9 protein-coding genes are annotated in these 11,871 nt (G+C 33.3%); 2 read left to right on the top strand and 7 right to left on the bottom strand.

Features of this window, described 5'->3' with window-relative positions:
* Position 1: 1 nt before the first annotated feature.
* The 4 genes from D778_RS07525 to D778_RS07510 are packed head-to-tail and all read right to left on the bottom strand — an operon-like array spanning position 2 to position 6,227.
* Positions 2-2,356 (bottom strand): GumC family protein, encoded by a 2,355-nt coding sequence (locus tag D778_RS07525; RefSeq protein WP_007649304.1) that lies wholly within the window; start codon positions 2,354-2,356, stop codon positions 2-4.
* A gap of 25 nt (positions 2,357-2,381) precedes the next feature.
* Positions 2,382-3,170, bottom strand: a complete 789-nt coding sequence (locus tag D778_RS07520) for a polysaccharide biosynthesis/export family protein (RefSeq protein WP_007649303.1) — start codon at positions 3,168-3,170, stop codon at positions 2,382-2,384.
* An 11-nt stretch (positions 3,171-3,181) separates the two neighbouring features.
* Complete coding sequence (locus D778_RS07515) at positions 3,182-5,092, bottom strand: polysaccharide biosynthesis protein (RefSeq protein WP_007649302.1); 1,911 nt, start codon at positions 5,090-5,092, stop codon at positions 3,182-3,184.
* Positions 5,085-6,227, bottom strand: a complete 1,143-nt coding sequence (locus D778_RS07510; RefSeq protein ID WP_007649301.1) for a DegT/DnrJ/EryC1/StrS family aminotransferase — start codon at positions 6,225-6,227, stop codon at positions 5,085-5,087. Before D778_RS07510 ends, D778_RS07515 begins: the two co-directional genes overlap by 8 nt.
* A gap of 513 nt (positions 6,228-6,740) precedes the next feature.
* Here D778_RS07510 and D778_RS07505 point away from each other — a divergent pair.
* A complete protein-coding gene (locus D778_RS07505; protein WP_238307616.1) occupies positions 6,741-7,871 on the top strand; it encodes a GNAT family N-acetyltransferase in 1,131 nt (376 codons plus the stop codon).
* The gene (locus D778_RS07500; protein WP_007649298.1) at positions 7,861-9,108 is read left to right on the top strand and encodes a GNAT family N-acetyltransferase; all 1,248 of its coding nucleotides are present in this window, start codon (positions 7,861-7,863) and stop codon (positions 9,106-9,108) included. The genes D778_RS07505 and D778_RS07500 overlap by 11 nt, the downstream gene beginning before the upstream one ends.
* Here the strand turns inward: D778_RS07500 and D778_RS07495 are convergent.
* The 3 genes from D778_RS07495 to D778_RS07485 are packed head-to-tail and all read right to left on the bottom strand — an operon-like array spanning position 9,095 to position 11,867.
* On the bottom strand, positions 9,095-10,078 hold the full coding sequence (locus tag D778_RS07495; RefSeq protein ID WP_007649297.1) for a polysaccharide deacetylase family protein: 984 nt from the start codon (positions 10,076-10,078) through the stop codon (positions 9,095-9,097). The genes D778_RS07500 and D778_RS07495 overlap by 14 nt on opposite strands.
* Complete coding sequence (locus tag D778_RS07490) at positions 10,075-10,665, bottom strand: sugar transferase (RefSeq protein WP_007649295.1); 591 nt, start codon at positions 10,663-10,665, stop codon at positions 10,075-10,077. Before D778_RS07490 ends, D778_RS07495 begins: the two co-directional genes overlap by 4 nt.
* Positions 10,662-11,867: a DegT/DnrJ/EryC1/StrS family aminotransferase gene (locus D778_RS07485; protein ID WP_007649294.1), complete on the bottom strand. Its 1,206-nt coding sequence runs from the start codon at positions 11,865-11,867 to the stop codon at positions 10,662-10,664. The genes D778_RS07490 and D778_RS07485 overlap by 4 nt, the downstream gene beginning before the upstream one ends.
* Between the last annotated feature and the right edge of the window lie 4 nt (positions 11,868-11,871).

Genomic DNA, 11,871 nt, shown 5'->3' with positions numbered 1-11,871 from the left:
TTTAGGCAAATTTCCACCATTTCTTTTTCTTTGGATGATTGCCATAGCCATACCCATAACCATAACCTTTTTTATGATCTACATTGTTAAGCAAAATGGTCATGTTAGGCAACCTGTTTTCTGTGTACATACGTTGTGCCAGCTCCAATTGTTTTTTGGTTATATAATTGGCTTTTGCAACAAAAATAAATAAATCGGCATATTTGCTAATTAACAAGGTGTCTGTTACCAAACCAATAGCTGCTGTATCTACAATAATGTATTCATACTTTTCGGAAGCGTAATCAAATAATTCCTTTACACGATTGCTCATTAGTAATTCAGCAGGATTAGGAGGGATGGTTCCAGAAGGAATAACATCAAAATATTCATTATCCTTGTGCTTGAAAATAATTCCCTGAGGTTCTATTTTATGGTTGCCAATAAAATTTGTCAGTCCAAAATCGTTATCAACCGCTAGATAGTTTGTTGCTTTTGGAACACGAATATCTGTTTCTACAAGTAAAACTTTTTTTTCTGAAAAAGATAAAGACAAAGCTAAATTTGTTGCTGTATGGGATTTGCCTTCTTTGCTGGTAGTGGAAGTGACAAATATAACTTTAGCTCTATTTTCAATATTTTGGAGCATGAATTCCAAATTGGTCCTAACCATTCTAAAGGCCTCAGCTTTAGGTGTGTAATCTACTTTTGAGATTAGCTTTTGGGATTTTTTGGACTTTGGAATATCACCTATAAAAGGAATGGTAACTTGTTTTTTAACATCGTTGATGTTGTGAACTTTATCATCCAGTAAATTCAAAAGATAAATAAGAGCCACAGGAATACCAAAACCTAGGATCAAAGCAGCTAGAATAATAACCGATTGTTTAGGTGCAACAGGTTTGGAAGAAGCATAGGATTTATCTACAATTTTAGCATTTGGCGAGGAAACGCCGTGTGTAATGGCAGCTTCTTCGCGTTTCTCCAAAAGATATAAATACAATCCTTCTTTGATATCCTGTTGTCTTTTTATGTCCCTGAATTGTCTTTGTTTTTTTGGAGCTGAATAAATTCTGGAACTTATTCTTTGGTTTTCGGCCACCAACGAGTTGTAATTCATTTCGTTGGTATGCTTGATGTTATTTAAACTCTGACTTAAGTTGGTTCTTAATTGATTGATTTGATTTGTTAAGTTTACAACTGTAGGGTTTTTTTCGCTGGAATTTTTTAAGAGCCTGTTTTTCTCCAATACCAGATTGTTGTACTGCTGCGTTAATTGTTCCACAGAGTTGTCGGCAATCCCAATATTGGCAGGAAGAAGTTCTGTATTGTCTTTATCTTTATCTATATGTTGGTTCATATAGTCTATAAGCTGAATTTGCATGGCAGTTTCAACCAATCTATCTTCATTTTGTCTTTCACTTTCCAAATAGATATTGGATTGTGTGGCCAGATCGGTAAGTTTATTTGTTTTCTGAATGGTTTCGGCATTGGAATCCACACTACCCAATTCTTCAGATACAATTTCCAACCTGTTATTGATAAATTTAGAAGTGGCATCAACAACCATTTGTTTGTCGTTTTGTACATCTTCATTGTATTTTTCAATTAATTTATCTAAGAACAGACTGGCTTTTTCCTGGACATTATCATTAATGGTTAAAGTAATGATGCTGGACATTTCTTGATGTCCAATAATCAAGTTGCTTTTGTATTTTGATACAACAGTAGCAAGAGGATTTATTTTTATTTTAATGTTTGAGCCAATTTTGGTAGCCGATTCGCCAATTCTAGGCGTTATGGTAATGGCGCCAAAACTCGTTGGGATGCTTTCTCCAAAGGCATACACAGTGCCTTCATCATCTAAATCGACATCTTCATTGTTTTTAAAATTAAGTTTTTCTGAAAAATTGATTCCTTTTAGAAGAAAATTGGTGGCAGATTGAATTTTAATATTGAACGTCGTGTCAATGGTATGGATGATGGAATCTGGCGCACTGAAATTGATATTGAGAGGTGGATTTTTGTATTCTTCGGTTGCTTTAATGCGACCTTCAACAAAATATTGAATATTGAATTTTAAGTCTTTGACTGCTTGTTCAATAATAATCCTGGATTTAATGACTTCAATTTCGTCCAGTACATTGTTGTTTTCGGTTTTAAACAAGCCATAATTTTGTAATTGAGAGATTTCAGGCAGTGTTTTGTTGGATTCAGTCTCTTTGATTTTAATTTTTGCATTTGCCTGATATTCATAATCTGCATAACGTAAATATACAAAGGCAAAGGATATGGCAACTATAACACACAAAACAATAAATTTCCATTTATGTAAATAAGGCGTTATAACTTCTTTAAAATCAATATTTTGGTTCATGTTTTTTTGTGCTTATTATTTAGTGTTATCTGACTAGGATGGCAGCAATGGTAGCTAAAGTGCCAACAGCAGAAATAATCAATACATAATTTTGGTTATAGGATGCAGAGCGTATTTTGGCAGGATTTGGCTCTATGTAAATAACATCGTTTTGTTGAATATAATAGTTGGGGTGGTTTACAACATTTATAGAAGTTAAATCAAACTTTGTAAACCGTTTAACGCCATCTTGTTCCCTTATTAAAAACACATTTTCCCTAATGCCATGTATGGTTAAATCTCCGGCTAATCCAATTGCTTCCAAAAGCGACATTTGTTCTTCTTCAACCGTATAGGTGCCTGGACTGTTAACTTCTCCCAAAACGGTAACTGTAAAATTGGTTAGTCTAATATTAACGATTGGGTCTTTAACATATTCAGAAATTTTTTCCGTTAGTAACTTGGTGGCTTGTTTTCTTGTCAAGTCGCCTATTTTTATAGTGCCTAAGACTGGAAACTCTATAAGTCCTTGTTCGTCAACTATATATGTTTGAAAGGTTGTGGTTCCTTGTGGGTTAATGGCATCGTAGCTATTGGTAATTAGTGGGAGATTAAATGGCCTAACTGTTTCTGGATCTATGGCTGAAACATTTATGGTTAATTTATCGTTTGGTTTATAGGTAATTTCTGGAGTGGTACTTAAAGTGTTTAAACTACTAAGTGGTTCATCTTGAAAGTAAATAATCTCCTTACTTGTAGTGCAAGATGAAAAAGCAATTAGCACAAAAAATGCTACTGTTTGTTGAAGAATGAGTCTTTTTAGTCTTACTTTCATGCTTAAAGTTTTTAACTATTGGTTATTTTGTTTAATACGTCGTATTTGGTGTTGTTTGGGTTGTACTCTGTAACAATATCCTTTATTTTGGAAACAATTTCAATGTTTTGGATATGAGGTCCTAATTTACATAATTCATCTATGATATTTTTAACTTCTTTGTTATTTATGGGTTTGCATTTGGCTATCATGATTTTTTCGTTGTAGGTAGGTTTGGTGTTTTCGCCATCTACCAACAATTCTTCAAATATCTTTTCACCTGGTCTTAAGCCTGTAATTTTAATATTAATGTCTTCTGGATATCTAAAGCCTGAGAGCGTGATCATGTTTACGGCCAAATCAAATATTCTAACGGGTTTACCCATATCAAACACAAAAATTTCCTGACCCAATCCCATGGCAGCAGCTTCCAATACCAATTGTGAGGCTTCTGGAATGGTCATAAAATACCTAATAATGTCTTTATGCGTAACAGTTAAAGGGCCTCCACTTTCAATTTGTTTTTTAAATAAAGGGATTACAGAGCCATTGGAACCTAAAACATTGCCAAATCTGGTAATAATGAACTTGGTTTTGCCAGCAGCAACTGTATTTTGGCAACAGACAATCATTTCTGCTATGCGCTTGGTGGCTCCCATAACATTTGTTGGGTTAACAGCTTTGTCTGTAGAGATTAAAATAAATTTATCAACACCATATTTTACTGATAAATTAATAACATTTTTGGTACCTCTTACATTAACACTTACAGCTTCGTAAGGATTTTGCTCCATTAATGGCACATGTTTGTAGGCAGCAGCATGAAAAATAATGTCTGGTTTGTATTCATTGAAAATATTCTCAAGTCTTATTTGGTTTCTAATATCTGCAATTATGGATACAATATTTTCAATGCCATTTCTGTGTAATTCCTGTTGTAAATCGTATAATGGGGATTCGGAATTGTCAACAAGAATTAATTTTTTAAAACTATAACGGGTTAACTTCCTTACCAATTCGCTACCAATAGATCCAGCAGAGCCTGTAACAATAATGACTTTATTGTTGTATTCTTCAATAAGCATAGGATTGTCTATGTTTATTGGTTCCCTGCCAAGCAAATCTTCCAGGTTAATATCTTTAATTTGCCCAATGCTTAAATCGCCATCAATCCAGTTTTTTACAGCTGGTACAATTTTAACCTTTAAGTTAAGTGCAAAAAGATTGCTGGTAATTTGTAAAAGCCTGTTGGAGTCGATGCTTTGTATGGAAATAATAACTTCGTCTATCCCGTTTTTATCAATAAACTCCTTGGTGATTTTTTCTGGTTCGTAAACATTTAAAAGGTTTATTTTTTTGCCAGCTTTGCTGTCGTTGTCATCAATAAACCCTACTACTTTAATATTGCTTTTTGGATCGTTTGTTACAGCATCATAGGTAATCATGCCTGAAGTTCCTGCACCATAAATCAACACCGATTTTTGTTCTTCAAAATCTGTTACGATACTTCTGTAAAGGGATTTTACAAAAAATTTAGATCCAACCAAAAAGAAGATATTCAATAATAAATGAATGTAAATTATTGAACCAGGAATATCAAAAACAACATCAAATTGATATTCTCTACTTAAAAAGGTGGTCACTATTAAAATGGTTGCCAGGATGTTTATTCCTATAATCAGGTTAATCACATCCTTAACTCCAGTAAACCTAACAACACCTTTATGTGAATTAACTATTAGGAAACTGATCAAGGCTGCTATTAAAACAAAAGGTATTTGTTTTAAAAATAGATTGAAATCAAAATCAATTTCAAAATTATAACGAATGATATAGGCAAGGAAAAAGGTAAATGCAACAACACACAAATCAAAAAGCAAGACCAACCACTTGGATGCGTATTGGTTTGAAAGTTTTCTTAATATGTTTATATATCTATCCAAAATAAGATCTTATTGTTGTAACAATTCTGTTTCGTTCTTTTGTTGTTAAATTAGAGCCACTAGGCAAGCACAATACTGTTTTGTAAATATGCTCTGAAACCCCATTTAAATAAGAGGGATAGTCCCTAAAAACAGGTTGCAAGTGCATGGGTTTCCATGAAGGCCTGGCTTCTATGTTATGTTTTTGCAACAACATAAGTAGCTGATCTCTCATGCTTTGGGAACTTAGCTGGATGCAGCTTAACCACCTGTTGGAGAAAAACCCTTCGGGTTCTTTTAAAAAACGTATGTCTTTAATGTCGTTTAAGTGTTCTAAATAATATTGATGATTTTTCCTTCTTAACCTCACATATGTTTCCAAAACTTCCATTTGACCTCTGCCAATGCCAGCCAAAATGTTGGACATTCTATAGTTGTATCCTACCGTTTTATGTGTGTATTCCAAACCGGCTTCTTTGGCTTGGGTTGCTAAAAAAATGGCCTTTTCCTTTGTGTGAATGTGTTTTGAAACCAATGCGCCACCACCAGACGTTGTAATGATTTTATTTCCATTGAAAGACAAAACGGACAAGTCGCCAAAAGTACCACATTTATCATTAAAGTAGCTGCTACCCAAGGCTTCGGCGCTATCTTCAATAATAGGGATATGGTATGTGTTTGATATGTTTTTTATTTCTTTCACTTTATGTGGCATGCCATAAAGGTTTATAACAATTATGGCTTTTGGTTTGTTTCCTTGGTTTATTCTATTTTTAATGGCTTGCTCCAATAAATCTGGACACATGTTCCACGTGTCTTTTTCACTGTCAACAAAAACCGGTTTTGCACCTAAATAGGTTACTGGGTTAACCGAGGCTGCAAATGTTTTTGTTTGGCATATTACCTCGTCGTTGGTTGTTACGTTCAATAGCAATAAAGCCATATGTATGGCAGCTGTTCCTGTTGTTAAAGCTGCAACATGCACGTTGTTGCCCAAATAGGTTTCCAAATCCTTTTCAAACCCATTTACATTTGGTCCTAAAGGCGCAATCCAGTTTGTGTTAAATGCTTCCTTGATGAATTTTTCTTCATGACCACTCATATGTGGTGCAGATAACCATATTTTGGAATTCAAATCAGATACATTTTTAGCCATAGTAAATATCTACGTTTCAACAGCAATCATCAAATAAATACGATAAATAACTAATTTTTACGTTTTTAGATTTTATTTAAATTAATGCGTTTCTTTAATCTGAATAAAATGGTATTTAATCGTTTGTATTAATTAATGAAACTATTTGGTTTAAGAGCAAACTTAATGCTTTTAAACATGCTAAAAATTAAAAAAAGGGAAGAATGTCATTAAAATATTAAAATTTTCAGGGCTATTCCTGAAAGGACTAATATACAAAAAAAACGATAGTATGTTTTAAAAGTGAACCGTTCATAATAGTTTTTATTTCATACATCTAAAATATGAGGTATTTATCCACTTATTCTACCTAAATTTTTATTTTAGTTTTTAAAACTATCCAATTGCATAATGACATTAAATCCGTTTAATTCAAAATCTTTTATTGATATATGGACAAAACATTTTAATAAAAATGAAAAAGGGATTTCTTTTCGTTTCATTGATAGGGTCAGTTTTGTGAAACATAAATTTTTGCCATATTACATAAATGTAGGCGTAAAATTAACCAATGGGTTCGATTATGAAATTTCCACCCAAAAAGAGAAAGATTACAAGAATAAGGTTTTTTTGATAAGGGATATTCCTACGTATTTTAACTTACCAACCTTTAAACCATATGGTTCTTTAAGGTTAAAAAAAATATTTCAATATGAAGGTTATATAACCAGGGTTTCTAATTACGAGAGTTTAGATGATTATTTAAGATCTATATACAAGTCCAATACACGTTCTAAACTTAAACGGAACATTAAGAGATTGCAGGCAAGTTTTAACGTGGATTATGTGATGTATTTTGGGGATATTTCCCAAGAACAATTTAAGAATGTGTTTCAGGAGTTTTATCATCTTTTTGAAAAACGTTATGCCAATAAAAACGAACCATGTGGTGAGCTAAATCCTGTGGTATGGAATTATTACACCGAATTGGCTTACAGCATGATAAACGAGAAAACGGCTTCTTTGTTTGTGATTTATTGCGATAAAAAACCCATTGGCGTTACGTTTAGTTATCATTTTGGTGATACACTAATTGAAGCCTTAACTGTTTTTGACATAGATTTTTATAGATACAATATAGGTCATACAACTATTTTGAAAATGCTGGAGTGGAGTTTTGAAAACAACATTAAAATTTTTGATTATACCCAAGGGGATTTTGAATATAAAAAAAGATGGAGTAGTGACACCTACCAAACTCATTATCATCTATTGTACGACTCAAAATCCATAATAAGTGTTTTTATTGCCAATTTTGTGGTGTTTTATTTTAATTTTAAACGTGTTTTCAGGGAAAAAAATTACAACAAAATTTATCATAAGCTTAAATACAAATTGTTTGGCGACAACAAGCCGGAACCTGTTGTTATAGAGCCTTTCCATGTTGAAAAAATAGGGGATGGCAAGCCTCAAAAAGCACATTTGCAGAAATTGGATATAGAAAGTCCGGAATTCTTATCGGTGAGACGTGCTATTTATGATTTTTTATACATGAATCCTCAAAAAGCACAATCGATTGAATTATATTTCGATGAAAATCAAGAAGAAACCTATTATGCCTTTGGTGAAAAATACACAATAAAAGTTGCTAAAAATGAGTCGTAATCCCTTTACATCACATCTATATCAAGAGTTATGGCTTAAGCATTTTGCTAAGGGAAAACAGCCTTATGCTTTCAATTTTATTCCAAACGTTAAGTTTATAAAACATGCGTTTCTTCCTTATTATGTTAATATTGGAAAAAATGTTACCAACGGAATTACCTACGATTTAAATGAAGCAGCAACCGATTATGAAAACAAAACCTTTTTGGTTTATGATGTACCTGAATTTGCAAACACCAATAAATTTCCCAGTGATGTTGGTCGCTTAAAAGGCTATAAAATAAGGCAGTACAAAGGGTTCCTTGCCAATTTTAAAGGGTTCAACAGTTTGGAAGACTACATGGCTTCTGTAATGAGTGCCAAAAGCAGGAACAAGCATCGAAGCACGTTGCGAAAATTTGAAAACTGCTTTTCGGTATCCTATAAAATATATTATAAAGATACCTCTAAAGAAGCATGTGACGAGGCCTTGACTTATTTTAAAAAATTAATAGTAGAAAGACATAAGGACTTGAAGATTGACACCAACATCATTGCAAAATGGAATTTTTACCATGAATTGATATTTCCAATGATTCAAAAAGGAAAGGCGCTTTTAATTTGTGTGAATGTAGACAATAAGCCAATTTCCATGTCTTTGGCATATATTGAAGGAAATAAAATGATAGGCTCTGTAAAAGCCTTCAATCCAGATTACTACAAGTTTAACATTGGCCATATAGAGCTAGGAAAGCTTATAGAATGGTGTTTTGACAACAACATACAAATATTGGATTTTTCCAAGGGAGAGTATGAATATAAAACCAAATGGACCAATGAAGAGTATGGTTATGATTGTCATATCCTGTATGATGCTTCAAATATAAAATGCAGGTTGACAGCTTCTTTATTGGCTCTTTATTTTAGGTTAAAGCAATACTTAAGGGACAAAAACGTAAACTTGTTGTTTAAGAAACTAAAGTTCCAATTTAAAAACTCGGCAAAACCCAATTTAAAGGCAGATCCGGAAGTGTTCATCAAGCCTTTGGACACGACCATTGATTTAAATGAATTAAGGCAAGTTGATATGGAAGACAAAAATTTGAATTTTTTAAATAGAACCATATTAGATTTGCTCTATAGAAATCCGGAACCTATTTCCAATATTAAGATTTACACCAAAAGAGAGAAGGATTTGGTAAATTATTTGGTGGTTGGAAACACAAATAAATTTCAAATAGAATTTAAACCAAACTAACTAATTCTTCCATAGTTACGTTTTTAAACCTAAACTTATTGTTTAAGTGTATGTAGTGTTTTAAAATAGCCTCTAAACCTTTAAAATTTTCATCCATATGTTTGCCAAAATTATGTGGATGCCACCAAAGGTGAAACAATTCATTATGCTTGGCTGCATGTGTCATGGCCTTCTTAACACGAGCTATTTTTAAAGGCTCTAAAGCGCTTAGGCTTTTGCTATAAGGTCTTAAAAAACTACTTGATGGTATGTTTGTAATACCTTTTATGGTGTTTAAATTATTAATGGGATAAGTATTGTAACCTGTAATGTTTACATAAGAATCTATGAGTCGAAGCGCTCTAATGGATTGCTTTTTGTTGAGATTTCTATCTTCGGTATTATAAATCCTATGCTTTTCTATTCCTCTAAAGGAGGTAATGCCATGTTTGGAGCAAACTTCCAAATACGCTTTGTTTACTTGGTTTCTGGGGAACACAATACTTTTTATGCTAATGCCTTTTTTGGCAGCACAAGCTATGGCTGCAATCAAATCGGCTTCAAATTGATCTATGGTTTGGCCATCTTCCAAGCAGTAGTAATGCGAATAGGTATGAGTGCCAATTTCATGTTTATTGGTTTCTATTATTGAATCTATTAAACTGGATGCGTAATGGAATTCATCATCCAATTCTGAATTTCCTATGGTGTCTAATTGATTGTATGGACTAAACCTTGGCTTGGAATAGCCAGGAAGCAATTTAGGGTTGTTGTTTAGGAGTTCTGCTTTGTTTTTTGCAAATAACAAGCCTACAGTGGCAAAAGTTAGTTTTATATCATGTTTTTCTGCAAGCTCCAATAATTTGGGAATGACCAACTTAACATTCTCCAGGTTTTCTTTGTATTCTGCCACACATCTTTTATCGAAAATGCCCCAATGCAACTCAAAATCCAAAGAAATAACAAAATAACCATTAGAAACTTCCCTCATGAAATAATAATTTGAATCGTTTTAAAAATAATTTTAAAATCTGTTAACAGATTGTGGCTATTAATATATTTCTTGTTCCATTTTATTTTTTCCGGCATGATGGTTTCAATATAAAACTGTTCTGGATTGTTGACGCCTTTTAACAGTTCTGCTTCATTTCTGTAAACTATGGAAGCGTAGTCTGTAATTCCAGGTTTCACGCTTAAAATTATTAAATCTTCTTGAGAATAATAATTTACGTATTTGCGCACTTCTGGTCTTGGGCCAACAAAACTCATGTTGCCAATAAAAACATTAATTAGTTGGGGAAGTTCGTCTAATTTATATTTTCTTAAAAAAAAACCTGTTTTGGTTATTCGTGGATCTCTGTCTCCAAGAGTTAACAACCCTTTTTGGTCAGAGCCAACAAACATGGTTCTAAATTTAAATATTTTGAAATCTTTATTATGCTTGCCAACTCTTGTTTGTAAATAGAAAAGCGAGCCTTTGGATTCCAGTTTAATTAGTAATGCTATAAGGAGTAATAAAGGTAGTAATAAAATTAAACCCAAAAAAGAAAAAATGATATCAAAAATGCGTTTTATCATATTTTAGATTCAACAGCCTTAGTTACTGTGTTTACTATATATTCAAGTTCTTTTTGGGTAAGTTGCGGATAGATAGGCAGCGAGATCTCACACTTGTAATTATTAAAAGCCATGGGAAAAGCATTTATATCATAGCCCATGTTCTTAAACAGTGTTAGTAAAGGTAACGGTTGAAAGTGCACATTAACAGCCACTCCATTTTTTGAAATCTCTTCAATAATGGCATCTCTGGTGGCTTCTGATATATCTTTTATTCGCAAAGCATACAAATGACAGGAAGATGTTTTGTTTTCACTTTTGTAAGGAGGCAAGACAGCCCATGCTTTAGCTTGAAAAAACTTGTGATAGTACTCATAGATCTCCACGCGTTTATCCAGGGTTTTTTCAAAATATTCAGGCAATTGGGCAACACCAATGGCAGCCAAAATATCTGGCATATTTATTTTTAATCCAGGGTAGATAATATCGTATCTCCAGCCACCAGCTTTCGATTTGGTAAAAGCATCTTTGGTCTGGCCGTTTAAAGAAAAACAACGCAGGTAGTTGTATTCTTCCTGGTTATTAAATGGTTTTGGTAAATTAATGCAAACAGCTCCACCTTCGGCAGTGGTAACGTTTTTTACAGCATGAAATGAAAATACGGTAATATCTGTAATGGCTCCTAAATATTGGTTGTTGTATGTAGCTCCAATGGAGTGTGCAGAATCCGATATCACTAAAATCCTGCCTAGTTTTTCCTGGTTTTCAGAGGAAGGTTTAAACAAATCTTTTTTGTTTTTAACAAGGGCATCAATGGCTTCGTAATCACATGGCCAACCAGCTATATCTACTGGAATTACTGCTTTGGTTTTGCTTGTAATGGCTTTTTCCATGTTATGGATCGAAATATTAAAATCGGCCTCAACATCAACCATTACAGGAGTTGCTCCTACATGTATCACAGCCAAAGCAGTTGCAGCATAGGTATAAGCAGGAATGATGACTTCGTCTCCAGAGCCAATTCCGTACCATTTTAAGGCCAGCATAAGCCCAGAAGTGGCCGAATTGACACAAAGGGTATTTGGTGCCAAAGTGTATTCGCAAACCAATTCTTCCAATAATTTTACTTTAGGCCCAGTGGTTATCCAACCAGACTCTAAAGCACTGTTAACTTCCTGAATGACATCTTGGTTAATGTATGGAGGTGAAAATGGAATTTTCATGATT

The organism is Xanthomarina gelatinilytica (genome assembly GCF_000348685.1).
Lineage (GTDB): Bacteria > Bacteroidota > Bacteroidia > Flavobacteriales > Flavobacteriaceae > Xanthomarina > Xanthomarina gelatinilytica.
This window is presented reverse-complemented; position numbering and strand designations above follow the sequence as displayed.

Coding starts and splice junctions, on each gene's coding strand:
- D778_RS07525 (WP_007649304.1), bottom strand. CDS start 2,356: ATGAACCAAAATATTGATTTTAAAGAAGTTATAACGCCTTATTTACAT.
- D778_RS07520 (WP_007649303.1), bottom strand. CDS start 3,170: ATGAAAGTAAGACTAAAAAGACTCATTCTTCAACAAACAGTAGCATTT.
- D778_RS07510 (WP_007649301.1), bottom strand. CDS start 6,227: ATGGCTAAAAATGTATCTGATTTGAATTCCAAAATATGGTTATCTGCA.
- D778_RS07500 (WP_007649298.1), top strand. CDS start 7,861: ATGAGTCGTAATCCCTTTACATCACATCTATATCAAGAGTTATGGCTT.
- D778_RS07495 (WP_007649297.1), bottom strand. CDS start 10,078: ATGAGGGAAGTTTCTAATGGTTATTTTGTTATTTCTTTGGATTTTGAG.
- D778_RS07490 (WP_007649295.1), bottom strand. CDS start 10,665: ATGATAAAACGCATTTTTGATATCATTTTTTCTTTTTTGGGTTTAATT.
- D778_RS07485 (WP_007649294.1), bottom strand. CDS start 11,867: ATGAAAATTCCATTTTCACCTCCATACATTAACCAAGATGTCATTCAG.